This window comes from Duganella sp. 1224 (assembly GCF_013408245.1).
Taxonomy (GTDB): domain Bacteria; phylum Pseudomonadota; class Gammaproteobacteria; order Burkholderiales; family Burkholderiaceae_D; genus Rugamonas.
In genome coordinates this window covers 17,176-41,782 of record NZ_JACBYS010000005.1, presented here as the reverse complement: position 1 = coordinate 41,782, position 24,607 = coordinate 17,176, and the positions used below count along the sequence as shown (strand labels likewise).

Here is a 24,607-nt window from a genome sequence, read left to right as displayed (position 1 = left end):
GAAAAAAAGCCCGCTAAGCCTCATAACGCCGTAAACCTTCCAGATCGAGAATGCGAATGCCGCCATAATCCAGACTCAGCAATCCCCGCCGCTCCAGCAGTTGCAACGCCTGATTCGCGCGCTGGCGCGAGGCCCCGGATAATAATCCAAGCTCCTCCTGCGATATATGCACAATCCTTTCCAAATTCGGATATAAATGCGCATGGTATAAGGAGGCCAGACAGCGCGCCACCCGAGTATCCGGATTGAGCAGCCGGTCATTCTCCACCATTCCGATAAATTGCCCCAGCCGCTCATTCAATTGCATCAGCAAAAACCGGCTGAACGGCAAGCTATTATCGAGCAGCCACATAAACGTGGCCGCCGGCATGCGCGCGATACGGCTATCGCGCAACGCCATCGCATCATATTTGAGGATTTCATTCTTTAATACCGTGCCCTCGCCAAACCACCCGCCGCGCGGCACGCCGGTAAATGTCACGCTTTTACCGTTGGAAGAGAAATTAGTCATCTTCACCATGCCGTCGATAATCCCCAGCCAGTTTTCGACCATGTCTCCCTTGCGGCACACATAACCGCCCTTGGGAACAAAAGTCTCGACAGTATCAGCTTCGACGCGCGCCATTTGTTCCGGCGTCAGGTCTCTGGCCCAGATCGCCGAACGCAACGCCTCCCGCAAAGTCATTTGATTCAGATCAGACATTTTTGCGACGCACCATGGAAAAGTCTGTGAATTGTCGTCGAAAAGACAACTTGCCCCGGCAGGGCACGTTAATATCATCACACAAAAAAACAAAACAGCAACAGGAGACACTGGTGCAAACAGAACACGAGACGTTCCCTCGCCGGCTGCTCGCCCACGGCCAGGTCAGGCCGGAGAAACCCGCGTTCCGGGAAAAGCATCTGGGCATCTGGCAAAGCTGGACTTGGGCCCAGGTCAACGCCGAAGTGCGCGCCCTCGCCTGCGGCCTGGCCGCGCTCGGCTTCCGGCGCGGCATGAATCTGGCCATCGTCGGCGACAACCGCCCGCGCCTGTACTGGGCCATGCTGGCCGCCCAGTGCCTCGGCGGCGTGCCGGTGCCGTTGTACCAGGACGCCCCCGCAGCCGACATGGCCTACGTGCTGGACAACGCCGACATCAGCTACGCCATCGTTGAAGACCAGGAACAGGTCGACAAATTACTGGAATTGCAATCTTTCTACCCCCACATCCGCCACATCGCCTACGACGACGAACGCGGCATGCGCCACTATCACCACCCCGGACTGCTCTCCTACGCCCGCGTGCAGGAGATGGGCCGCGCCTGGGACCAGGCCCATCCCGGCTTCTTCGAGGCGCAGGTGGCCGAAGGGCGCGGCAGCGACAACGCCATCATCCTCTACACCTCCGGCACCACCGGCAAGCCCAAAGGCGTGTGCCAGACCCACGCCGCGCTGACGGCCGCCGGCACCGGCGGCACCGGTTTCGAAAATCTGACCGACGCCGAAGACATCCTCTCCTACCTGCCGATGGCCTGGGTGGGCGACTGCCTGTTCTCCTTCGCCCAGGCGATGACCGCCGGCTTCACCGTCAACTGCCCCGAATCCGGCGAAACAGTCATGACCGACATGCGCGAAATCGGCCCGACCTACTACTTCGCCCCGCCGCGCGTATTCGAGAACATGCTGACCACCGTGATGATACGAATGGAGGACGCCAGCGCCATCAAGCGCCGCATGTTCCACTACTTTATGGCCGTGGCGCGCCGCTGCGGCGCCCAGATTTTGGACGGCAAGCCGGTGCCGCTGGCCGATCGCCTGCGCTACGCCGCCGGCAGGCTGCTGGTCTATGGGCCGCTGAAAAACGTGCTGGGCATGTCGCGCATCCGCGTCGCCTACACGGCCGGCGCGGCGATCGGGCCGGACCTGTTCCGCTTCTACCGCTCCATCGGCGTCAACCTCAAGCAGTTCTACGGCTCCACCGAAACCTGCGCCTACATCTGCCTGCAGCCGGATGGGCAGATCAAGTTCGACAGCGTCGGCCTGCCGGCGCCCGGCGTCGAGGTCAGGCTGGCCGACAACGGCGAGGTGCTGGTCAAATCGCCCACCTTGATGGACTGCTACTACAAGCGTCCCGACGCCACCAGCGAAGCGATCGATGCGCAAGGCTACTTCCACACCGGCGACGCCGGCCTGTTCGACGCCGATGGCCACCTGAAAATCATCGACCGCGCCGCCGACGTGGGACGCATGAACAGCGGCGCCATCTTCGCGCCCAACTATGTCGAGAACAAGTTGAAGTTCTTCCCCTTCATCAAGGAGGCGGTGGTGTTCGGCCACCAACGCGATGAGGTCTGCGCCTTCATCAACATCGATATGGAAGCGGTGGGCAACTGGGCGGAACGGCGCGGCATTGCCTACGCCGGCTATACCGACCTGGCCGCGCACGCCGCCGTGTATGGCCTGGTGCGCGACTGCATCGAACAAGTCAACGCCGACCTGGCCGCCGAACCGTCGATGAGCGAGACGCAAATCCACCGCTACCTGGTGCTGCACAAGGAACTCGACCCCGATGACGATGAGCTGACCCGCACGCGCAAGGTACGCCGCAAGTTCATCGCCGAGAAGTACGCGGTGCTGATCGATGCGCTCTACAGCGGCAAGACCGCGCAGTACATCGAAACACAGGTCAAATTCGAGGACGGCCGCACCGGCATGGTGGCGGCGGATCTGCAGATCGAACCCTGCAAAACCTACCCTGCCGTGCAGGCAGCGGCATGACGGAGGCGGCGCACATGCAGATGAATGAACCTGAAGCGCACTTCAACACAACGCGCCGGCCCACCGGCCCGGTCATCCTCGACCTGAAGAACATTTCGCTGTCGTTCGGCGGCGTGCGCGCGCTGACCGATATTTCTTTCGACGTGCGCCAGCACGAAATCCGCGCCATCATCGGCCCCAATGGTGCCGGCAAAAGCTCGATGCTGAACGTGATCAACGGCGTCTACCGCCCGCAGCAAGGGCAGATCGTCTATCGCGGCGAGGTGCGCAAGAATATGGACTGCCACGCGGCGGCCAAATCCGGCATCGCCCGCACCTTCCAGAACATCGCGCTGCTCAAGGGCATGTCGGTGCTGGACAACATCATGACCGGCCGTAACCTGAAGATGAAGTCCAGCTTCCTGATGCAGGCGCTGTATTGGGGCCCGGCGCGGCGCGAGGAAATCGCCCACCGCGTCAAGGCCGAGGAAATCATCGACTTCCTGGAGATCCAGGCCATCCGCAAGACGCCAGTGGGCCGCCTGCCTTATGGCCTGCAAAAGCGCGTGGAGCTGGGCCGCGCGCTGGCCGCCGAACCGGACATCCTGCTGCTGGACGAACCCATGGCCGGCATGAACGTCGAGGAAAAACAGGACATGTGCCGCTTCATCCTCGACGTCAACGACCAATTCGGCACCACCATTGTGCTGATCGAGCATGACATGGGCGTGGTGATGGACATCTCCGACCGCGTTGTGGTGCTCGACTACGGCAAAAAAATCGGCGACGGCACACCGGACGAAGTGCGCGCCAACCAGGACGTGATCAACGCCTACCTGGGAGTGGCCCACCCATGAACTTCTTCTTCGAGGTGCTGATCGGCGGCCTGCTATCCGGCGTGATGTACGCGCTGGTGGCCATCGGCTTTGTGCTGATCTACAAGGCGTCCGGCGTATTCAATTTTGCGCAGGGCGCGATGGTGTACTTCGCCGCGCTCACCTGCGTCGGCGTGATGGACAAGCTGGGCGTATCGCTGTGGATCGCGCTGCCGGTCACGGTGGCGGTGATGATCGCGCTCGGGCTGGCGATCGAGCGCGTGGTGCTGCGGCCCTTGGTCAACCAGCCGGAAATCACGCTGTTCATGGCCACCATCGGGCTGGCCTTTTTCATCGAGGGCCTGGCGCAGCTGGTGTTCGGCGCGCAGGTACGCAAGCTGGAGCTGCCGATCGAAGATGTGCCGTCGCAGTACCTGATGGACCACTACAACATCCTCGTCTCGCAGTTCGACATCATGGCGGCCGCCGTGTGCGGGCTGCTGGTCACCACGCTGGCCCTGCTGTTCTCGAAAACCAAAGTCGGCCGCGCGCTGCGCGCGGTGGCGGACGACCACCAGGCCGCGCTGGCGGTCGGCATTCCGCTGCAGCGCATCTGGGCCGTGCTGTGGGCGGTGGCCGGGCTGGTGGCGCTGGTGGCGGGGATGCTGTGGGGCGCGCGCAATGGCGTGCAGTTCGCGCTGACCTTCGTGGCGCTGAAGGCGCTGCCGGTGCTGATTCTCGGCGGCTTTACGTCGATGCCGGGCGCGATCGTCGGTGGCCTGATCATCGGCGCGTCCGAAAAACTGGCCGAGGTGTATATCGGACCGCTGGTCGGCGGCGGCATCGAGGGCTGGTTCCCCTACGTGCTGGCGCTGCTGTTCCTGCTGGTGCGGCCGGAAGGGCTGTTCGGCGAAAAAATCATCCGGAGGATCTGATGCTTTACCGCGAAGCAGGACAATTCAAGACCAGCTACGAGGCCGATGGCCAGATCTTCCCCATCGTGCAGGACCGCATCGCCATGCTGGCCTTGCTGGCGGTGGCCATCGTGTTTGTGCCGCTGCTGGCGTCGCCGTATGTGCTGTCGGCGATTCTGATTCCCTTCCTGATTTTCTCGCTGGCCGCGCTCGGCCTCAACATCCTGACCGGCTACGCGGGGCAGCTGTCGCTGGGTACGGCTGCCTTCATGGCGGTGGGCGCGTTCGCATCGTATAACTTCATCCTGCGCATTCCCGGCTTGCCGGTGCTGGTCGCGTTTGTGCTGGGAGGCCTGAGCGCCGCGCTGGTCGGCATCGCCTTCGGCCTGCCGTCGCTGCGCATACGCGGCTTCTATCTCGCCGCCGCCACGCTGGCCACGCAGTTCTTCGTGGTCTGGTGCCTGACCAAGATTCCCTACCTGACCAATTACAGCACTTCCGGCGTCATCACCGCCCAGCCCATCGTCATCCTCGGCTACGCGTTTGACACGCCGGACCGCAAATACCTGCTGGTGCTGGGAGTGGTGGCGGTGATGGCGCTGCTGGCCAAGAACATGATCCGCTCCAACGTCGGCCGCTCATGGATGGCGGTGCGCGACATGGACGTGGCGGCGGAAGTGATCGGCTTCCGCCTGATGCGCACCAAGCTGCTGGCCTTCGCCGTCAGCTCCTTCTACTGCGGCGTGGCCGGCGCGCTGTATGCGTACGCCTATCTCGGCACGGTGGAGCCGGAAGCCTACAACCTCGATCTGTCGTTCCGCATCCTGTTCATGATCATTATCGGCGGCGTCGGTTCGGTGTTGGGCTCCTTTCTTGGCGCGGCCTTCATCGTGCTGCTGCCGGTGCTGCTGAATGTCGTCGCACACAGCCTCGCGCTGCCGACCAGCGTGGCCTCCAACCTGGAGCTGATGGTGTTTGGCGCGCTGATTATTTTCTTCCTGATCGTCGAGCCGCACGGCCTGGCGCGTCTGTGGCAGATAGGTAAAGAGAAATTGCGTCTGTGGCCGTTCCCTCACTAAAACAATACAGGAGACTAGTCTATGAAACGCTTTGCATCCATTGTTGCCGGCATGCTGCTGGCGGCCAGCGGCGCCGCCCTCGCGCAGCCCGCGGAGCAGTACGTCGCCCTGCCCTCCTACCGCGTGGGCCCTTACGCGGCGGGCGGTTCCGGCTTTTACGGGGGGATTATCGACTACTTCAATCTGGTCAACCTGTCCGGCGGCGTGAACGGCGTGAAGATTTCATGGGAAGAGTGCGAGACGGAGTACAACCCGTCGCGCGGCGTGGAATGCTACGAGCGCCTGAAAACCCGGAATGGCGGCGCCACGCTGGTGGAACCGCTGTCCACCGGCGTAGCCTACGGCATCCTGGACCGCCTGGCGGTCGACAAGATTCCAATGACGATGATCGGCTACGGCCGTTCCGATGCCGCCAACGGCAAGGTCTTCCCTTACGTCTTCCCGCTCATCACCAGCTACTGGAACCAGGCCGCCGCGATGATCAAGTACCTCGGCGACAAGGAGGGCGGCATGGCAAAGCTGAAAGGGAAAAAGATCGTCCACCTGTACCACGACTCGGCCTTCGGCAAGGAACCCCTGCCGGTGCTGGAGGCGCTGTCGAAGCAGCATGGCTTTGAGCTGATCAAGATTCCGGTGACGCCGCCCGGCAGCGAACAGCAGTCGCAGTGGCTGCAGATCCGCCAGGCGCGTCCTGACTACGTGATCCTGTGGGGCTGGGGCTCGATGAACGCGGTGGCCATCAAGACCGCGCAGCGCAACGGCTTCCCGCGAGAGAAGATCCTCGGCGTGTGGTGGGCTGGCTCGGAGGAAGACACCGTGCCGACCGGCGACGCGGCCAAGGGTTACAGCGCGATGACCTTCAACACGCCGGGCAACTACCCGGTGCTGGACGAGATTCGCAAAAAGCTCTACGACGCCGGCAAGGGCAATCTGGCCGATCCATCGCGCATCGGCAGCGTGTATCACATGCGCGGCGTGAGCGCGGCGATCCTGTGGGTGGAGGCGATGCGCACCGCGCAGGAGAAGTTCGGCAAGGGCAAGCGCGTGAGCGGCGAGCAGTTGCGCTGGGGCCTGGAGAACCTGAACGTGGACGAGGCGCGCCAGAAAGCCATCGGCGCCTTCGGCATGCTGCCGGTGGTGAAGACCAGCTGTGACGATCATGAGGGCTCGGGCGCCGTCAAAGTGCAGCAATGGGATGGCAAGAAGTGGAATGCCATCACGCCCAACTGGATCATCGGCGACAAGGCACTGACCCGCAGGCTGCTGGAGGAAAGCTCGGCGGCCTATGCGGCCGAGAAGAAAATCACGCCGGCGTGCCTGAAATGACAGCCGCCGCCACCACCGCATTCCCGGCGGCGTCCTACCTGGCTGTGAATAACATCGAGGTTATCTACAACCACGTCATCCTGGTGTTGAAGGGCGTGTCGCTGCAGGTCCCGCAGGGCAAGATCGTCGCCCTGCTGGGCGCCAACGGCGCCGGCAAATCCACCACGCTGAAGACCATCTCCACGCTGCTGCGCGGCGAGCGGGGCGACGTCACCAAGGGCGAAGTTCAGTTCAAGGGCGAACGCATCGACCAGCTCACGCCCAATGAACTGGTCAAACGCGGCCTGTCGCAGGTGATGGAAGGCCGTCACTGCTTCGGCCACCTGAGCATCGAGGAAAACCTGCTCACCGGCGCCTACACGCGCAACGCTCCGCGCGCGGAACTGAAGGCATCGCTGGAAAAGGTCTACCACTACTTTCCGCGCCTGAAGGAGCGCCGCGGCAGCCAGGCCGGTTACACCTCCGGCGGCGAGCAGCAGATGTGCGCCATCGGCCGCGCGCTGATGGCGCGGCCGTCCATGATCCTGCTGGACGAACCATCGATGGGCATCGCGCCGCAGATCGTCGAAGAGATCTTCGGCATCGTCAAGGACTTGAACAGCAAGGAAAACGTCTCCTTCCTGCTGGCCGAACAGAACACCAGCATCGCCTTGCGCTATGCCGACTTTGGCTACATCCTTGAAAACGGCCGCGTAGTGATGGAAGGCGCGGCCGCCGACCTGGCCTGCAACGAAGACGTGAAGGAGTTCTACCTCGGCGTCTCCGGCGCCGGCCGCACGAGCTTCCGCGACATGAAATTTTACCGGCGCCGCAAGCGCTGGCTAGCGTAAGGAACAGCATGAATCTCACCAAGGCCAAGGCCTACTGCCGCAAGCTGCCAGGCGCCACGGAGGACATCAAATGGGAAACCAATCTGGTGTTCTCCGTCGGCGAAAAAATGTTCGCCGTGACCGGCGCGGACGGCAGCGAACGGGGCATCAGCTTCAAGGTGGATGACGACCGCTTCCTGGAACTGACCGACCGTTCCGGCATCATTCCGGCACCGTATCTGGCGCGCGCCAAATGGGTCTATATCGAAGACCCCAAGGCCGTCAGCGATGCCGAGGCGGCAGAACTGCTGCGGCGCTCCTACGAACTGGTGTTCGCCAAACTGACCAGGAAACTGCAACGCGAAATACAAGGAGCATGATCATGTCCGATACGCTCGACAGCCTGGAAACACGCCCGCCGGAACAGCGCGAACGCGATCTGATGGCGCGCCTGCCGCAACTGGTGGCGCGCGCCAAGGCCGCCGCCGGCTGGGCGCGCATCCTCAAGGACGTCAACCCGGCCGACATCGACAGCCGCGCGGCCTTGGCCACGTTGCCGGTCACGCGCAAGTCCGGGCTGCGCGACCTGCAAACGCAACAGCCGCCATTTGGCGGCCTGAATACCACGCCGATCGGCCAGCTGGCGCGCGTCTACATGTCGCCCGGCCCCATCTTCGATCCCGAAGGGCGCCGCCAGGACTGCTGGCGTTTCGCGCGGCCGATGTATGCGGCCGGCGTGCGCGCAGGCAGTCTGCTGCAAAACTGTTTTTCCTACCATTTCACGCCGGCGGCGTTCATGGTGGAAGGCGGCGCCGCGCGCATTGGCTGCGCGGTGATCCCGGCCGGCAGCGGCCAGACCGAGATGCAGGTGCAAGCCATCCACGCGCTGCGGCCGGACACCTATGTCGGCACGCCGTCCTTCCTGAAGATCATCATCGAGAAGGCGCGCGAGATGAACGTCGATATCGGCAGCATCCGCCAGGCCATGGTCGGCGCCGAGGCACTGCCGGAATCGCTGCGCGCATGGCTGATGGAACATGGCGTGCCGCGCGTGCTGCAGATGTACGCCTCGGCCGATATCGGCAGCATCGCCTACGAAACCCACAGCGGCGACGCGCGCGATCCCGGCATGGTGCTGGACGAGGACGTGATCCTGGAAATCGTCCGCCCCGGCAGCGGCGAGCCGGTGCCGCCGGGCGAAGTGGGCGAGGTGGTAATCACGGTGTTCAATCCCGACTACCCGCTGATCCGTTTTGCCACCGGCGACCTGTCGGCGATACTGACCGGTGCGCCGCCGCTGCCGTGCGGCCGCACCAACACCCGCATCAAGGGCTGGCTGGGACGCGCCGACCAGACCACCAAGGTGCGCGGCATGTTCGTGCACCCGTCGCAGGTGCATGACATCGCGCGCCGCCATCCGCAGATTGTGAAGGCGCGGCTGGTGGTGTCCGGCCAGATCGCGCAGGAGACGATGACGCTGCATTGCGAGGTGGCCGATCCCGCCAGCGCCAGCGACGGCGACATCATCGACTCGATCCGCAGGCTGACCAAATTGCGCGGCGAGGTGCGGTTTGTCGCCATCGGCAGCCTGCCCAACGACGGCAAGGTGATCGCCGACGTCCGCGATTACCAGTAAAATATCGTCCTTCACACGTTCGTTTAACAAAAGATCATGCAAGACTTCCACCACAACCGCGCCCGCGCCCTGATGCAGAGCGCCGAAGAACTGTATTCGAAACAGGACGTCGACACCGCCGTCAGCGCGATGGCCGACACGCTCAACGCCCGCTTCAACCATCCGGACAGCGAGGAGTTCCCGCTGGTGCTGGGCGTGATGGGCGGCGCCGTGGTTTTCACCGGCAACCTGCTGCCGCAGCTGACCTTCCCGCTCGAATTCGACTACATCCACGTCAGCCGCTACGGCGACGAGGACCGCGGCGGCGAAGTGGTGTGGAAAGTGGTGCCGCGCTCAAACGTCAGCGGCCGCACCGTGATCGTGCTGGATGATATTCTGGACGAGGGTGAAACGCTGGCCCACGTCAAACAGCGCCTGCTGGACATGGGCGCCAGGGAAGTGATCCTGGCCGTGTTCTGCGACAAGGCGATCGGCAAGACCAAGCCGGTGAAGGCGGACATCGTTGGCATCACCATCCCCAACCGCTTCGTGGTCGGCTTTGGGATGGACGCCTATGGCTACTGGCGCAACCTGCCGGGCCTGTGGGCGATCAAGACCGACAACTAAGGACGCAGCGCATAGGTGTTGACGAATTTGCGGACGCCGTCCGGGTGCGCTTTTTTCCACGCCTCGAATTCGGCGCGCCAGGACTCGCGGTACTGCAACAGCATCAGCCCCGCTTCCAGCTGGCCGTCCCTGGCCAGCATGCGCAGGTTCAGCAGCGCTGGATCGTGGATGTCGTCGCCGCCATTGGCCACCACCTCGTCAACCACCTTTAACGCCGAGCGCCACGCCGCCACTTCAATCGCAAACGGCTGATCGGCCACATTGGCCTGCTGGTTCTTCAGGCGCGCATCGACTTCAAACGCGGCATAGGCAAACCACATCGCGCCATCTCCCGCCAGCCTGGCTTTATCGTCGCGGTATTGTTCATCCAGATTGATGACGAACTTGCCATTGGCGTCCAGCTTCACGAAGGACTTGCGCTGGAGATGCAGCGCCGTCAGCGGGTAACCCTGCTTGCCGCGCAGCGACGCCAGCTTGTCCCAGGTCGGCAACTGGTTGGGCTGCGCGGCGATGCCGTTGAACAGCGCGGTTTCCGCCGCCGGCCACTTGCCCTGCCATGACAAGGCATCGGCCAGGAAGCGCCAGGCCTGGCCGTTCAACGGTTCGATCTCGGTCGCCTTGCGGAAGCGTTCTTCGGACTCCGGCCACTTTTTCTGCGCAAAGTAGCAGTCGCCGGCATACACCTCGGCGGCCGAATACTGCGGATCCAGGCGCGCCGCTTCCTGGTATTTGGCCAGCGCCTCGTCGTACTGCTTCGCATGGAACAACACTTCGCCTTCCTGCATCGCTTTGGCGGCGGCCGGCGTGGGCACATGCAGCGGCGCCGGTTTGTCATCCAGCAGATGGCGCAACACTTCCTGTGCCAGCGGGTCGTCCGCCCCCAGCGCCAGCGCCTGGCGGGCCACGCTCTCGGCCTGGCCGCGCAAGCGCGCCGCCGCCTCGCCCTGCGCCTGCAGCGACGCCATCATCAACACGTTCGCGATGCCAGCCAGCGGCCCCGACGCGGCCGGATCAGCCTTGGCTGCCTCCTGGAACTTGGCGATGGCATCCTTGTATTTGCCTTGCGCGGTCAGCACCACCGCCTCCTGCTGCAATGGCGCCGCCGCCTGGTTCGGCAATACGGATGCCTGACCGGCGGCGCACACCAGCGCCAGCAACAGGGATACTGCATATCCAGTTTTCATGACCATCCTCCGCAATATTGCGTTAATTGTAATTGCTTTGGATTGCTAAAAATGTCAGGATTTGTATCATGGTGAATACAATCATTTCCTGGCTTTTCCTGGCGGCCATCGCGCAGGCCGTGTTTCTCAGCATCGCGCTATTCAACCCGCGCCAGCCGGAAATGCGCACCGCCAACCGGCTGCTGTCGGCGCTGTTGCTGGTGTTTTCCGCCATCATCGGGCACGCCTGGCTGGGGCTGAACCACCTGTACCGCGTCTATCCGCACAGCGCGCTGGCCATCGTCACGCTCGGGCTGGCGGTGGGGCCGCTGCTGTATCTGTACCTGCGCGCCATGCTGTCCGACCAGCCGCTGGGCGGGCGCGCGCTGCTGCATTTTCTGCCGTTCGCGGTCGCCACGCTCGCCATGCTGCCCTTCTACCTGCGCCCGGCGGACGAAAAACTGGCGTGGATGCGCCAGCTGCGCGGCTGGCCGTGGTACCTGGCGCTGGGCGCCGTGGTGAAGCTGGTCATCCTGTTCTTTTACCTGCGCGCCAGCTACCGGCTGGTGCGGCGGGTGCCGGCGGATTCGGAACTGGTGACCGACCTGCGCCGCCTGATGCGGCTATGGCTGGCCAGCGCCGTGCTGAGCGCGCTGGCGGTGGCGATGGCGGCATTCGACATCGATCAACCACTGTCGGTGGAGGCCGTGGACGGCGGCGCGCTGATGCTGTTCGTGTTCGCCACCGCCTACACGGCGATGCGCCTGCCGCTGGGCTACCGGCCGCGCGCGCTGCCGCCTGCGCCACCACCCAAGCCGCGCTACGCCGACAAACCGTTATCCGCCGCCGACCGCGACGCCTTCCTGGCCCGGCTGACCGCCTGCATGGCGCAGGACCAGCCCTACCGCAACGGCGAACTCAAGCTGGAAGACCTGGCCGAACGGGTCGCCATGACGCCACACGAGCTGTCCCAATTGATCAACCAGCACTGCGGCACCAATTTCGCCGACTACCTCAACCGCCACCGCGTCGAGGCCCTCAAACTGGCCCTGCAAGACCCGCAACAGGCCGCCACCAGCATCCTCGACCTGGCAATGATCGCCGGATTTAACAGCAAAAGCGCGATGAACCGCGCATTCAAGAAATACACCGACATGACGCCCGGCGAATTCCGCGAACAGGCAAAAACTACCGCCTAACGAGGTGCCAGATCATCATTTGCGACGCCGCGACCGGCCTGGCGCGGCACACTGGGGCATCTCAACCAGGAGCCACGCATGAAACTTACCCACCTCGCCTTCAGCTTTCTGGTCTGCGCGCCAGCCATCGCCGCCCAGACCTGGATCACCAACGTCAGGCTGGTGTCGCCGGAAAAACTGGACCGCATTGACACCGGCAGTGTCCTGATCGACAACGACCGCATCGTCCGCGTGGAGCGCGGCACCGGCAGCAACGTCCCCAAGGGCGCCACCCGCGTCGATGGCAAGGGCTACTACCTGACGCCCGGCCTGATCGATTCCCACGTCCACCTGTTCGCCGTGCCCGGCATGAGCTTCGAGCAGGCCGACCACATGCAAGCCATGGCCAACGCCTATTTCGCGCAAATGCCGCGATCTTACCTCTACTATGGCTATACCACCGTCATTGATCTGGCGGCAGGCAGCCGCGACTTCATCAACCGCGTCAAGGCCATGCCGCGCCATCCGGACATTTATGACTGCGGTCCGCCGCTGGTGTTTGCCAACGGCTACCCTTCCTCCTACGCGCCGCCGGAACACCGCTTCGAGATGTTTTCCAACTTCATCTACGACCCGGCCCAGGCCGACAAGATTCCCAGCCGCTACAAGCCCGAGGACTACACGCCCGCGAAAGGGGTAGCGCGGGCGAAGGCGGACGGCGCCATTTGCGTCAAGACCCACTATGAACACGGCTTTGGCAGCCAGCGCAATCTGCCGGTGATGAGCCCGGCCGTCTATGGCGAGGTGCGCGCCGCCGCCACCCGCGACGGCCTCACGCTGGTCACCCACGGCAACTCGTTTGAAGCCCAGACCTTCGCCGTCAACGGCGGCGTCGACGTCCTGGCGCACGGCATGTGGCACTGGGGTGCGCTGAACAATTCGCCGGAGTTACCAGACGAAATCAAACAATTGCTGGACAAAATCGTCGAGCGCCGCATCGGCTACCAGCCGACCATGCAAGTGCTGTACGGCCTGCGCGCCTATGTCGATCCCGATTATCTGAACACCCCGGCCCTGGCCAAACTGCTGCCGCCCGCCATGCTGGCGTGGCTGAAGACGCCGGAAGGCAGCTGGTTCAAGGAGGAAGTGGCGGAACCGGGTGAGACTGACGAGGACGTTCGTCACGGCATGGAAGCGCCGCTGCGCCGTCAGCGCCAGGTGGTGGCCTATCTGGCGAGCAAAAACGCCAACTTCCTGTTCGGCACCGACACGCCATCCTCACCAACCTACGGAAATATTCCCGGGCTGAACGGCTATCTGGAAATGCAAAACCTGCACAACGCGGGGCTGTCGCTGGCCCAGTTGTTCCAGGCGGCCACCATCAACAACGCCCGGGCCTTCCACCTGGATCGGGATCTGGGCACCATCGAAGCCGGCAAGGTGGCGAACCTGGTGCTGATGAAAGAGTCGCCGCTGCAAGACGTCCGTGCCTACGATACGGTAAACACAGTCTGGCTGCGCGGCAAACCGATGGCGCGCGACAGCCTCGCCGTCGGCCAGTGATTACAGCGCCAGGCGGGCGCGGGCGGCGTCGTACTCGCGCTTCAGGCGCTCGACCATGTCGCCGGCCGAGGGAATGTCATCCATCAGGCCGACGCCCTGACCGGCGCCCCAGATGTCGCGCCAGGCCTTGGCGCTGCTGGAACCGAAGTTCATCGCGGTCTTGTCGGCGGTCGGCAGCGCGTCCGGGTCGAGGCCTGCGGCCACGATGGATTTTTTCAGGTAATTGCCGTGAACTCCGGTGAACAGGTTCGAATAGACGATATCCGCGGCGGTCGACTCGATGATCGCCTCGCGGTAGCCGTCGCTGACGTTGGATTCCTTGGTGGCCAGCCAGCGCGAACCAATGTAGGCAAAGTCGGCGCCCATGGCCTGGGCCGCCAGGATCGCGTCACCGGTTGCAATCGATCCGGACAGCGCAATCGGGCCCTTGAAGAACTTGCGCACCTCGCCCACCAGCGCGAACGGCGACAGCGTGCCCGCATGGCCCCCGGCGCCGCTGGCCACCAGGATCAGGCCGTCCACGCCGGCTTCCAGCGCCTTTTCGGCGTGACGGATGGAAATCACATCGTGCAGCACGATGCCGCCGTAGCTGTGGATGGCGTCCAGCATCTCTTTCGGCGGCGCGCGCAGCGACGAGATGATGATCGGAATCTGGTGCTTGACGCACACTTCGACGTCATGCGCGAGGCGGTCGTTGGACTGGTGTACGATCTGGTTGACGGCGATCGGGCCGACGCGCTTGTCCGGGTTGGCGGCCTGGAAATCGGCCAGCTCCTTCTGCAGATCGGTCAGCCACACATCCAGCAGCTCGGCCGGACGCGCGTTCAGCGCCGGGAACGAGCCGACTATGCCGGCCTTGCACTGGGCCGCCACCAGCGCCGGTCCACTGGCGATGAACATCGGGGATGCGATGACGGGAAGGGTGAGGTTTTGCAAGACTGCGGGCAAGGTCATGGCGTACTCGCTGACGTGAGTTGATCGGTGTGAACGATTATAGTTCGAAAATAGTACGATCGTGCCGAAACTAGGGCAAACCCTCTACATTTACTGGTTAAGTAAGTACTCACCCTCTACGCGGGCGGCAGCGCTGCGTACCAGCTGGCCCACTGCCCAGCGGCCGAGCTGGTCCGGCGACTGCTTCAGAAAGTTGCTATTGGCGGCCGCGAACACCGGCATCGAGGTCAGCAACGCCGGCACATCGGCCAGCGCGATCCGCTGGCGCTCCAGCAACAGGAACTTGAGCAGCACCTTCAGCGCGTTCTGCGCGTTGCGGACCGGATCAGCTTCCAGGTAGTCCAGCCGCGAACGCGCGCGGGCCAGCGCGCCGGCCATGTCGGTGAACGGCGCGCCGTGGCCGGGGATGACGACCGCCACGTCCAGCCCGGCAATCAGGTCCAGCGTGGCGCGCTCTTCGGCAAAACCGGACTGGCCGTCCAGCTCGGGAAAGATGACGCCGAAGCCGTTTTCCCACAGCGCGTCGGCCGACACCAGCACTTTTTCCTGGGGACAGTAAAAAATCAGCGCATGCGGATCGTGGCCGGGCGCGGCCAGCGCCTGCCATGCCATGTCGCCCAGCGTCAGCGTGTCGCCGGGCGCGATGGTGGCGTCGAAGGTGAAGCGGTCGCAGCGCTGGCCGGTGGCCTTGAAACTGAGCGCCTCCACGTCCCAGTGCCGCACCTTGTCGGCCTCCGCCACCGGGATCGAGGTCTGGCAGCCAAAGTGCGCCTGCAGCATGGCGTTGCCGCCGCAATGGTCGGAATGCAGGTGGGTGTTGATGATCTGGTCCAGATGGCGGCCGTGCAGCACGTGGCGCACCAGTTCCAGCGTTTGCTGCGCGTGGCTGACGTAGCCGGTATCGATGATGGCCGTGTCGTGCCGTCCCAGCAGCAGGATGTTGTTGGACGACAGCCAGCCCCGCTGCAGCACCTGTATCGCCTCGGGCAGCATGGTTATTGCTCCTCGTCGTCGAAACGGATGGTTTGCCGGCGCAGCGGCAGTTCGGCCCACACGGCGCGCTTGAACTCATCGTCGGCCTGGCCCCAGGCAACAATTTCCTCGAGGGTGCGCAGGCAGCCCATGCAATAGCGCCGGTCCGTGTCCATCTTGCACAAACTGACACAAGGCGACGGCACCGGGGACGGAATAGTGTTAGCGGCTTCACTCATGGCGTCATTATGCCGCGAAGCCGCTTGACGCGGGGCGCAGTCGGCGTAGACTTACCATCCATATAGATGGTGCTCGGATGGAGACACTGTGGCCAAACAAGAAATCAAGCTGAAGACTGCCGAATCGGAAAAAATCACCATCAATCTCGGTCCCATCGACTTAGGACAGATTGACCTGCTGGTACAGGAAGGGTTTTACTCCAACCGTACCGATCTGATACGCACGGCAATCCGCAATCAGCTGAACCAGCACGCCGAGGTGGTCAGGCAGACCGTGGCGCGCAAGAGTCTGGTACTGGGCATGCAGCATTATTCGCGCGCCGACCTGGAAGCAATCCAGGCGGCGGGGGAGCGGCTGCAAATCCAGGTGCTGGGCCTGGCCAGCATCGCCAGCGACGTGTCGGTCGAACTGGCACTGGCGACTATCGAATCCATTTTTGTACTCGGCTCGCTGCATGCCAGCGCTGTTCTCAAGACTGCCCTGGCGACGCGCATCCATTAAGGAGTGCCATGAAGCTCAATTTTCTCACCCAGATGCGCGAAGCTGCGCAGCAGATGTTCCACAAGGGCGCGCCTGTGCGACGCCAGACCATGCGTGATATTAATCCGCCGCCGCCGAACGCGGCGCCCCCGACGCCGGTGCCGGAGTCCGGCCAGCAGCCGAATCCGGCCACGCATCCGGCCGAGTTCGCGCAAGACATGCTGAACCGCATGGGCATCAAGATCGATCTGCAGGCCAATCTGGAGCGGGCCATCGATGTCGGTTCGCTGCTGCATCCGGCGCCGGCGCAACCGCTGCCGGCGGGGGCGCAGTTTGTCAGCGGCAGTTATACCAACCATGCCGGCACGCGCAACTACAAGCTGTACATTCCGTCCAGCTATCGCGGCCAGCCCATGCCGCTGCTGGTGATGCTGCACGGCTGCACGCAGAATCCGGATGACTTCGCCGCCGGCACGCAGATGAACCAGCGCGCGGAGGAACTGGGCTGGCTGGTGGTGTATCCCGAGCAGACGGCGCAGGCCAATCACTCCAAGTGCTGGAACTGGTTCAACGCCATCGACCAGCAGCGCGGACAAGGGGAGCCGTCCATCATCGCCGGCATCGCGCGCCAGGTCATCGACGAGTATGCGGTCAATGCGCGGCAGGTGTATGTGGCGGGCTTGTCGGCTGGCGGGGCGATGGCGGTGATTGCCGGCACGCTGTATCCGGAATTGTTTGCGGCGGTGGGCGTGCATTCGGGCTTGCCGTTTGCTTCGGCACAGGATTTGCCGTCGGCGCTGACGGCCATGAAGCGTGGCGTCAAGCAGGCGGCCAAGGCGGGCAATGGGTCGCAGCCGATCATTGTGTTCCATGGGGACCATGACACCACGGTGAATCCGAGCAATGGCGAGCAGGTGATGGCGCAGCGGTTGCATCATCATCGCGGCGCGCGGCCGTTGGTGCGCTCGGGCGCGGTGCCGAATGGCTATCGCTACACGCAGACCACGCACACCAAGGCGGACGGGTCGACGCTGGGCGAGCATTGGGTGGTGCACGGCGCGGGCCACGCCTGGTCGGGCGGCAGCGCGTCTGGCAGCTATACCGATGCCAAGGGGCCGGATGCCAGCCGCGAAATGCTGCGCTTCTTCCGCAACGTGAGCTGATCAGATCGTGCCGGTGGCGCGCAGGATCAGGCCGACCACCGCCAGCACATTGGTAATCATCAGCCCGGCCATCCAGGAGACCAGCCGGTCGATGCGATTGCTCAGATGGTCGATGCGCTTATCCTGACGATCGATCGCCCGGTCAAAGCGCTCAATGGCCATCGCCAACGAACGATCAAATCGCGCTACGGCCTCCGCCTGGGAATGCTCGAAGCGGACGATTATCTCGGCCTGAGAACGGTCGAGCCGACCAGCTGTCTCCACCTGAGAATGCTCAAGCCGGGTGGCTGTCTCGGCCAGAGCACGGTCAAACCGATTGGCGGTCTCGGCCAGAGCACCGTTAAACCGGCTGGCTGTCGCGGCTTGGGTATGCTCGAGCCGGCTGGCTGTCTCGGCAAGGGCACGGTCAAAACGATTGGCTGTCTCGGCCTGCGAATTCTCAAGCCGGCTGGCTGTCTCGGCAAGGGCACGGTCAAAACGATTGGCTGTCTCGGCCTGCGAATTCTCAAGCCGGGTGGTTGTCTCGGCAAGGGTACGGTCAAAACGATTGGCTGTCTCGGCCTGCGAATTCTCAAGCCGGGTGGCTGTCTCGGCAAGAGAGCGATCAAACCGGGCAACTATTTCTGCTTGAGAACGCTCGAATCGTTCAGATGTTTCGACCAGCGCGCGATTGAATCGTTCCGTTGTCGCCTCGAAGCGGGCATTGGTGTCGTCGCGGAGTACATCGATTTTGTCACGCAGGGAGGCGAATCCGGCCAGCATGGCCTGATGATGTGCTTCCTGCGCGCGCTGCAAGGACGCCAGCGCGCTGGTGACGTGGTCCATTTGCGTCTCCAGCCGCACGATGCGGACGATCTGGTCATCGTCCGCCGCGCCACTGGGCTTGTCAAGCGAGGGCGGGTTCATATTCCGCTCTGGCTCAGGCCAACAACATGCGCGCGTACACGCCGGCGATAGCGGTAATGTTGGCCAACATCAGGCCGATCAGCCAGAGGGTGTGCCGATCCATCCGGTCCTGCAGGCGCTCTATCCGCTCCAGCGTGTGCAAATGCACCTGGTCGATCCGGCTTTGAAGAGCGCTTATCTGTCCTTGCGTGTTGATATATACCTGGTCGATCCGGCTTTGAAGGCCGCTTATCTGTCCTTGCGTGTTGACATACAGCTGGTCAATCCGGTCACGTAGGTCGTCGAAGCGCGTCAGCGTGTATTGAAAGTGTTGCTCTTGCGTGCGCTGCAGGGCGGCAAGAACGCCGGTCACGTTATTCATATCGGTCTCCAGCCGCACGATGCGGGCCAGATGACCATCGTGGCCACCGCCACTGTGGTTGTCAAGCGAGGTCGGGTTCATGTCAGCGCTTCCGGTGAAGGTTATGCGCTATTGTCCGAGGCCGCCGCCGGGGGCGTTTGAGGATGATCAAGGATGTGCTGGCGCAGACAGGCCGGGCACCAGCAGCTGGCGCCGGCGTCCGAGGGCACGGGCAGCGCGGCCGGCAGATAGGTACACCAGCACGGTTGCGCGGCAGCGGCGTCGGCGTCCTTCATGGCGCAGGAAAACTGCGCGCCGCAGCGGGAACAGGTACTCATGGCTTCAGCGTATCGGAGCTTCCGGGAAATTACAACCGGATGGCCCTATAATGCGTGCTTGAGTGCAGCCAGAGGCTGTAAAATTGCGCCCAAAATCTTCTTACCGGAATCGCCATGACCCAACTGACCAATCTGAAATTAGGCAATGACGCCGACGACCTGACCGCCGTTGAACCACGGATCAAGGCGCAAATTCTGGCTGAGGCTCTCCCGTACATCCGCAATTACCACGGCAAAACCATCGTCATCAAATACGGCGGCAACGCCATGACCGACGAACGCCTGAAACACGGCTTCGCCCGCGATGTCATTTTGCTCAAACTGGTCGGCATGAATCCGGTGGTGGTCCACGGCGGCGGTCCGCAGATCGACAACGCGCTGAAGAAAATCGGCAAGCAGGGCACCTTCGTGCAGGGCATGCGCATCACCGACGAAGAAACCATGGAAGTCGTCGAATGGGTGCTGGGCGGCGAAGTGCAGCAGGACATCGTGATGTTGATTAATCACTACGGCGGCCAGGCGGTCGGCCTGACCGGCAAGGATGGCGGCCTGATCCGCGCGCGCAAGATGGCCATGCCGGACAAGGAAAATCCAGGCCAGACGCTGGACATCGGCTTCGTCGGCGAAATCGAGGCGATCAACCCGGCCGTGGTCAAGGCGCTGCAGGACGACGCCTTCATCCCGATCATCTCGCCGATCGGCTTCGGCCAGGACGGCCAGGCCTACAACATCAACGCCGACGTGGTCGCCGGCAAGATCGCCGAAATCCTCAAGGCCGAAAAGCTGATCATGATGACCAATATCGCCGGCGTGCAGGACAAGCAGGGCAACCTGGTGACCGACCTGTCGGCGCGCGAGATCGACGAGATGTTCGCCGACGGCACGATTTCCGGCGGCATGCTGCCCAAAATTTCATCAGCGCTGGACGCCGCCAAGTCCGGCGTCAACACCGTCCACATCATCGATGGCCGCATTGAGCACTCTTTGTTGCTGGAAGTCTTGACCGAACAGGCATTTGGCACTATGATCCGGTCTCACTGAAAAAAAGGCGGTCTCGCCGGCAATCGGTGAAACCGCCACATTTTCACATGCCCTTGTAGCTCAGTGGTAGAGCACTCCCTTGGTAAGGGAGAGGCCACGTGTTCAATCCACGTCAAGGGCACCACTCCTCGCAGCACCCTTCCCAGCTTAGTAAATCCGCTCCACCGTCAGGCCGCGCTTGCGCAGCAGTTCCGGCACGCTCGCTTTGCCGATCAGATGCAGCACGCCGATCGCCGCCACACTGTTGTTTTCGCGCGCCATCAGCTTGACCATGCCGTCGGCCAGCGCCGGATTGCGGCCTTCCAGCAACACCTTCTGCATGAAGCGGCCCGACAGGCTGTCGTCGCCCTCCGCCTTCAGCGCCAGCGCATCCAGCGCCTTGACGTCGGCGTGCCGCCAGGCCTCGGCGATCTCGCGCGCCTGGTCGGCCTGCTCCTTGTCCTCGATGCCGGCGATGGTTTCCTGCAGGAAGGTCAACTGCTCGGCCGGCGTCATCTTGTCGAACAGCGCCATCTGGCTGTCCGGCGATTCCAGCTCCAGCACTTTCTGGCCGGCGTCGTGCGCCTGCTTCGCCAGGTACGCGTCCACCGCCAGCGCGGCGTCATAACCCTGCGCGCCGAACTCGCTCACCGTCAGCACGCTGGCCAGCAGCCACGGCTTCATCGGCGCCACCGTCTCCGGCGCGATGTTGTACTGCTTGAGCAGGCGGTTGAGGCGCTGGCGCCATTCCGGCGACAGCGCCGACGAGCCCTTGGCGCTGATGCCGTACTGCTGCACCGAGCGCGCCAGCTTCTGCTGATCGGCCAACGGATCGATCTCCAGCGCCAGCACCGGCGCGTTCTTCAGCAGCCCGGCCAGGCGCGGCTCCAGCGGATAGAAGTCCCTGGCGCCGACATGGATGGTGCCGAACAAATACAAGGTGTGCCCATCCTGCTGCACCTTGAACAGCGCCCCCCGGTTGGGCGTCGCGCCCTGCTCCACCGCCACCGCGGGGCCGAGGGCAAACAGGAACAAACTACAGAACAACACTATAATCTGGCGGCGCATTCGTGACCTTTACTGATAGAGATGACGTGAATATTACCCGCTCCACACCCGTCTGGCTGTTTGATCTGGATAACACCCTGCACAACGCCTCGCACGCCATCTTCCCGGCCATCATGGCGGGCATGAACAGCTATCTGGCGCGCCTGCTGGGCGACGGCGTCACGCCGGCCAGCGAGGAGCTGGTCAACGCCACCCGCACGCTGTACTGGCAGCGCTACGGCGCCACCACGCTGGGCGTGGTCAAGCACCACGGCGTCAAGGCTGAACACTTTCTCGATGCCACCCACCGCTTCGATGACCTCCACGCCATGATCCGCGCCGAGCGCGGCTTGCGCCAGCTGCTGCGCCGCCTGCCCGGTCGTAAAATTTTGCTGACCAACGCGCCGCACCGCTACTCGTCGCAAGTGCTGCGCCACCTCGGCTTACAGCGCCATTTCAACCACCACATCGCGGTCGAGGCGATGACGGTACACCGCCACATGCGGCCCAAGCCTTCGAAGCTGATGCTGCAACGGCTGATGCGCCGCCATCAGCTGACGCCGCGCCGCTGCATCCTGGTGGAAGACACGCTGGCCAATCTGCGCAGCGCGCGCGAGCTGGGCATGCGCACCGCGTGGGTCACGCAGTACCTGACGATCGGCGACAGCGCCGGCCTGGCGCATCCGCAGAAAAGATTAATTCGGCCCGCTTATGTCGATGTCAAAGTAAAATCTGTCCGCAACCTGCCGTCGCGCCTGCACCACTTGCGCTGACCATCACTTTTATTCAACTCGCGAGAACATATGGCAAGCACACCGCCAGGCCAGCGCCGTCTGCAAATCCTCCAGGCGCTGGCGGAGATGCTGGAACAGCCCAAGGGCGACAAGATCACCACTGCCGCGCTGGCGCGCAAGCTGGCGTTTTCCGAGGCCGCGCTGTACCGGCATTTCGCCAGCAAGGCGCAGATGTTCGAGGGGCTGATCGAGTTCATCGAATCGACCGTGTTCGGCCTGATCAACCAGATCGCCGAGCGCCAGAACGACGGCCTGGCGCAGGCGCGCGACATCGTCGGCATGCTGCTCAATTTCGCCAGCCAGAATCCGGGCATGACGAGGGTGCTGATCGGCGACGCGCTGGTCAATGAGGACGAGCGCCTGCAGCTGCGCATGAACCAGTTCTACGACCGCGTGGAGCTGGCGCTGAAGCAGGCCTTGCGCCTCGCCGCCAGCGAAGGCCAGGCGCACGAAGCCGACACCGCCGCGCGCGCGGCGATGCTGACCAGTTTCGTCATCGGCCGCTGGCACCGCTATGCCAAGAGCGGCTTCAAGAACAATCCGTCGCAGGACGCGGCGCTGCATATTGCGCTGCTGTTATCGTAACCAGCATGAACACCGACGTATTTGCCCTGCTGGATGACGCCAGCCCCGGCGCCGACAACGACCAGGGTGGTGCCCGTTCGCGCCTGTACACCGGCCACATCGCCACGCTGCGCTGCGACGACATCGCCCAGTGGCCGCAACTGCTGGCGCAGATGCAGGCGGCGCTCGCGCGCGGCGAGTACGCGGTGACCGTGTGTCGCTATGAATTGGGCCAAGCCTTGCTGGCGCTGGCGCCGCACCAGGTGCCGCCAAGCGCGGCCACTGCCGCAACCGTGGCCGCGGCGAGCGCCACGCCGCCTGAGCCGCTCGCACAGATCGTGCTGTTCCGCGATTGCGCGCATCTCAGCGCGCGGGAAGTCGGCGACTGGCTGGCCGCGCGCTCGTTCCCGATCGACCGGCCGGCCGGCATCGCCAACATCCGCGCCAATATCGACCAGGCAGCGTTCAACGCCGCGCTGGCGCGCATCCACGACTACATCGCCGCCGGCGACACCTACCAGGTCAACTACACCTACCGTCTGCGTTTCGACGCATTCGGCGGCATCCACCCGCTGTACGCGCGCCTGCGTGCCCGCCAGCCGGTGCCCTACGGCGCGCTGATCGCGCTGGACGACGGCAGCGCCGTGCTGTCACTGTCGCCCGAACTGTTCGTGCGCCACAGCGACGGCGTGCTCACCGCGCGGCCGATGAAAGGCACCGCCCCCGCCGCCCCGCCGGCGCAGCGCGAGGACAACCTGCAACGCGCCCAGGCCCTCGCCGCCGATCCCAAGAACCGCGCCGAGAACCTGATGATCGTCGACCTGCTGCGCAACGACATCGCCCGCGTGGCCGTCACCGGCAGCGTGGAGGTGCCGGCGCTGTTTGAAGTGCAGCGCTACGCCAGCGTACTGCAGATGACCTCCACCATCACCGCGCAACTGCGCGACGACGCCACGCTGCACGACATCTTCGACGCGCTCTATCCCTGCGGCTCCATCACCGGCGCGCCCAAGCGCCGCACCATGGAAATCATCCGCGAACTGGAGCCGGACCCGCGCGGCATCTACACCGGCGCGATCGGCTGGTTCGATCCACCAGCGGCGCGCACGCTGGGCGACTTCTGCATGTCCGTGCCGATCCGCACGCTGACCCTGCAAGCGCAAGGCGCGGACGGCGTGCGCCATGGAGAAATGGGCGTTGGCGCCGGCATCGTCTTCGACAGCGACGCCGGCGAGGAATACGCCGAATGCAAACTCAAGGCGCGCTTCCTCACCGGCCTGCAAAACGACTTCGAGATCTTCGAAACCATGCGCGCCACGCCCGGCGACGGCGTACGCCATCGCGAGCGCCACCTGAAACGGCTGGCCGCCTCCGCCGCCTACTTCGGCTTCCCGTGGGACGCGAAAGCAGCGGACGCCTATCTCGACACCGCCTGCGCAATGCTGGACCGGCAGCATGCGGCGTACCGCTTGCGCCTGGCGCTGAGCGCTTCCGGCGCGTTCTCGGTACAGCACGCGCCGCTGGCGCCGCTGAACGAGCCGGTGCGCGTGCTGCTGGCGGAGGACCACACCAGCAGCGGCGACCTGTTCCTGCGCCACAAAACCAGCATCCGCCAGCGCTACGACCTCGCCTGGCGCGACGCCGAGGCGCACGGTGCCTTCGACACGCTGTTCTTCAACGAGCGCGGCGAATTGACCGAGGGTGGGCGCAGCAACGTGTTCGTCCGCATCAATGGCCAGTGGCTGACGCCACCGCTGAGTGCCGGCGTGCTGCCCGGCGTGATGCGCGGCGTGCTGCTGGACGATCCCGACTGGAACGCCGGCGAAGGGGTCATCACCCGCGCCATGCTGGCACGCGCCGAAGCGCTCGTGGTCTGCAACGCGCTGCGCGGCGTAGTGCGCGCTGTCATCAGTACCCCGACCGAAAGGGTCTGACCCCTGCGGGGTCAGACCCTGGCCGCA

26 protein-coding genes and 1 tRNA gene are annotated in these 24,607 nt (G+C 63.8%); 18 read left to right on the top strand and 9 right to left on the bottom strand.

All coding sequences use genetic code 11. The features are described from left to right. Positions 1-13: 13 nt before the first annotated feature. The gene (locus FHW58_RS20315) at positions 14-703 is read right to left on the bottom strand and encodes a Crp/Fnr family transcriptional regulator (protein ID WP_179674996.1); all 690 of its coding nucleotides are present in this window, start codon (positions 701-703) and stop codon (positions 14-16) included. Positions 704-813: 110 nt separating this feature from the next. Here FHW58_RS20315 and FHW58_RS20310 point away from each other — a divergent pair, with 110 nt between their 5' ends. From FHW58_RS20310 to FHW58_RS20270, 9 genes are read left to right on the top strand one after another with little or no spacing between them, the layout of a single operon-like run. Beyond that, on the top strand, positions 814-2,760 hold the full coding sequence (locus tag FHW58_RS20310; protein WP_373996718.1) for a long-chain fatty acid--CoA ligase: 1,947 nt from the start codon (positions 814-816) through the stop codon (positions 2,758-2,760). Positions 2,761-2,774: 14 nt separating this feature from the next. Continuing rightward, positions 2,775-3,596 carry an ABC transporter ATP-binding protein gene (locus FHW58_RS20305; protein WP_179674994.1) on the top strand — a complete coding sequence of 274 codons (822 nt, stop codon included), beginning with the start codon at positions 2,775-2,777 and terminating at the stop codon, positions 3,594-3,596. Continuing rightward, positions 3,593-4,489 carry a branched-chain amino acid ABC transporter permease gene (locus tag FHW58_RS20300; protein ID WP_179674993.1) on the top strand — a complete coding sequence of 299 codons (897 nt, stop codon included), beginning with the start codon at positions 3,593-3,595 and terminating at the stop codon, positions 4,487-4,489. Before FHW58_RS20305 ends, FHW58_RS20300 begins: the two co-directional genes overlap by 4 nt. Continuing rightward, complete coding sequence (locus FHW58_RS20295) at positions 4,489-5,547, top strand: branched-chain amino acid ABC transporter permease (protein ID WP_179674992.1); 1,059 nt, start codon at positions 4,489-4,491, stop codon at positions 5,545-5,547. The genes FHW58_RS20300 and FHW58_RS20295 overlap by 1 nt, the downstream gene beginning before the upstream one ends. Positions 5,548-5,568: 21 nt before the next feature. Continuing rightward, positions 5,569-6,873, top strand: coding sequence for an ABC transporter substrate-binding protein (locus FHW58_RS20290; protein WP_179674991.1), 1,305 nt, complete (start codon positions 5,569-5,571; stop codon positions 6,871-6,873). Further along, positions 6,870-7,703: an ABC transporter ATP-binding protein gene (locus FHW58_RS20285; protein ID WP_179674990.1), complete on the top strand. Its 834-nt coding sequence runs from the start codon at positions 6,870-6,872 to the stop codon at positions 7,701-7,703. The genes FHW58_RS20290 and FHW58_RS20285 overlap by 4 nt, the downstream gene beginning before the upstream one ends. An 8-nt stretch (positions 7,704-7,711) precedes the next feature. Beyond that, a complete protein-coding gene (locus FHW58_RS20280) occupies positions 7,712-8,062 on the top strand; it encodes an MmcQ/YjbR family DNA-binding protein (RefSeq protein WP_179674989.1) in 351 nt (116 codons plus the stop codon). Positions 8,063-8,064: 2 nt separating this feature from the next. Continuing rightward, positions 8,065-9,318, top strand: a complete 1,254-nt coding sequence (locus FHW58_RS20275; RefSeq protein ID WP_179674988.1) for a phenylacetate--CoA ligase family protein — start codon at positions 8,065-8,067, stop codon at positions 9,316-9,318. 36 nt (positions 9,319-9,354) lie between these two features. Further along, positions 9,355-9,924 (top strand): hypoxanthine-guanine phosphoribosyltransferase, encoded by a 570-nt coding sequence (locus FHW58_RS20270; RefSeq protein WP_179674987.1) that lies wholly within the window; start codon positions 9,355-9,357, stop codon positions 9,922-9,924. Here the strand turns inward: FHW58_RS20270 and FHW58_RS20265 are convergent. Continuing rightward, positions 9,921-11,108: a tetratricopeptide repeat protein gene (locus FHW58_RS20265; RefSeq protein ID WP_179674986.1), complete on the bottom strand. Its 1,188-nt coding sequence runs from the start codon at positions 11,106-11,108 to the stop codon at positions 9,921-9,923. The two genes, FHW58_RS20270 and FHW58_RS20265, sit on opposite strands and share 4 nt — an antisense overlap. Before the next feature lie 68 nt (positions 11,109-11,176). On the opposite strand from FHW58_RS20265, the gene FHW58_RS20260 reads away from it, so the two are divergent. Then, positions 11,177-12,286 carry a helix-turn-helix transcriptional regulator gene (locus FHW58_RS20260; protein ID WP_179674985.1) on the top strand — a complete coding sequence of 370 codons (1,110 nt, stop codon included), beginning with the start codon at positions 11,177-11,179 and terminating at the stop codon, positions 12,284-12,286. 78 nt (positions 12,287-12,364) lie between these two features. Continuing rightward, entirely contained in the window at positions 12,365-13,828 is a 1,464-nt protein-coding gene (locus tag FHW58_RS20255; protein WP_179674984.1) for an amidohydrolase family protein, read from the top strand. On the opposite strand, the gene FHW58_RS20250 is transcribed toward FHW58_RS20255, so the two are convergent. The 3 genes from FHW58_RS20250 to FHW58_RS20240 all read right to left on the bottom strand — a co-directional run bounded on the left by FHW58_RS20250 (position 13,829) and on the right by FHW58_RS20240 (position 15,930). Then, a complete protein-coding gene (locus FHW58_RS20250) occupies positions 13,829-14,782 on the bottom strand; it encodes a nitronate monooxygenase family protein (RefSeq protein ID WP_179674983.1) in 954 nt (317 codons plus the stop codon). Positions 14,783-14,872: 90 nt separating this feature from the next. Continuing rightward, entirely contained in the window at positions 14,873-15,775 is a 903-nt protein-coding gene (locus FHW58_RS20245) for an MBL fold metallo-hydrolase (RefSeq protein WP_179674982.1), read from the bottom strand. A 2-nt stretch (positions 15,776-15,777) separates the two neighbouring features. Beyond that, a complete protein-coding gene (locus tag FHW58_RS20240) occupies positions 15,778-15,930 on the bottom strand; it encodes a DUF1289 domain-containing protein (protein WP_308937278.1) in 153 nt (50 codons plus the stop codon). A gap of 151 nt (positions 15,931-16,081) precedes the next feature. Here FHW58_RS20240 and FHW58_RS20235 point away from each other — a divergent pair, with 151 nt between their 5' ends. Then, positions 16,082-16,495, top strand: coding sequence for a CopG family transcriptional regulator (locus FHW58_RS20235; RefSeq protein ID WP_179674980.1), 414 nt, complete (start codon positions 16,082-16,084; stop codon positions 16,493-16,495). Positions 16,496-16,503: 8 nt separating this feature from the next. After that, on the top strand, positions 16,504-17,637 hold the full coding sequence (locus FHW58_RS20230; RefSeq protein WP_373996713.1) for a PHB depolymerase family esterase: 1,134 nt from the start codon (positions 16,504-16,506) through the stop codon (positions 17,635-17,637). Here the strand turns inward: FHW58_RS20230 and FHW58_RS20225 are convergent, their stop codons facing one another. From FHW58_RS20225 to FHW58_RS20215, 3 genes are read right to left on the bottom strand one after another with little or no spacing between them, the layout of a single operon-like run. After that, positions 17,638-18,543 carry a hypothetical protein gene (locus FHW58_RS20225; RefSeq protein ID WP_179674979.1) on the bottom strand — a complete coding sequence of 302 codons (906 nt, stop codon included), beginning with the start codon at positions 18,541-18,543 and terminating at the stop codon, positions 17,638-17,640. It lies immediately after the preceding gene. Positions 18,544-18,556: 13 nt separating this feature from the next. Continuing rightward, positions 18,557-18,985 (bottom strand): hypothetical protein, encoded by a 429-nt coding sequence (locus FHW58_RS20220; protein WP_179674978.1) that lies wholly within the window; start codon positions 18,983-18,985, stop codon positions 18,557-18,559. A gap of 20 nt (positions 18,986-19,005) precedes the next feature. Further along, a complete protein-coding gene (locus FHW58_RS20215; protein ID WP_179674977.1) occupies positions 19,006-19,221 on the bottom strand; it encodes a cysteine-rich CWC family protein in 216 nt (71 codons plus the stop codon). Positions 19,222-19,335: 114 nt separating this feature from the next. On the opposite strand from FHW58_RS20215, the gene argB reads away from it, so the two are divergent. Together argB and FHW58_RS20205 are read left to right on the top strand one after the other, a co-directional pair. Then, the gene (gene argB, locus FHW58_RS20210) at positions 19,336-20,262 is read left to right on the top strand and encodes an acetylglutamate kinase (protein ID WP_179674976.1); all 927 of its coding nucleotides are present in this window, start codon (positions 19,336-19,338) and stop codon (positions 20,260-20,262) included. A 49-nt stretch (positions 20,263-20,311) separates the two neighbouring features. Beyond that, a tRNA-Thr gene (locus FHW58_RS20205) sits at positions 20,312-20,386 on the top strand. Positions 20,387-20,409: 23 nt separating this feature from the next. Here FHW58_RS20205 and FHW58_RS20200 read toward each other — a convergent pair. After that, the gene (locus tag FHW58_RS20200; RefSeq protein WP_373996717.1) at positions 20,410-21,291 is read right to left on the bottom strand and encodes a TraB/GumN family protein; all 882 of its coding nucleotides are present in this window, start codon (positions 21,289-21,291) and stop codon (positions 20,410-20,412) included. A 44-nt stretch (positions 21,292-21,335) separates the two neighbouring features. On the opposite strand from FHW58_RS20200, the gene FHW58_RS20195 reads away from it, so the two are divergent. Genes FHW58_RS20195 through pabB form a run of 3 tightly spaced genes read left to right on the top strand, consistent with a single transcriptional unit; the run spans position 21,336 to position 24,580 of the window. Continuing rightward, positions 21,336-22,061, top strand: coding sequence for a pyrimidine 5'-nucleotidase (locus tag FHW58_RS20195; RefSeq protein WP_179674974.1), 726 nt, complete (start codon positions 21,336-21,338; stop codon positions 22,059-22,061). A gap of 30 nt (positions 22,062-22,091) precedes the next feature. After that, the gene (gene slmA, locus FHW58_RS20190) at positions 22,092-22,667 is read left to right on the top strand and encodes a nucleoid occlusion factor SlmA (protein ID WP_179674973.1); all 576 of its coding nucleotides are present in this window, start codon (positions 22,092-22,094) and stop codon (positions 22,665-22,667) included. Positions 22,668-22,672: 5 nt separating this feature from the next. Further along, positions 22,673-24,580 carry an aminodeoxychorismate synthase component I gene (gene pabB, locus FHW58_RS20185; protein ID WP_179674972.1) on the top strand — a complete coding sequence of 636 codons (1,908 nt, stop codon included), beginning with the start codon at positions 22,673-22,675 and terminating at the stop codon, positions 24,578-24,580. Positions 24,581-24,607 lie beyond the last annotated feature (27 nt).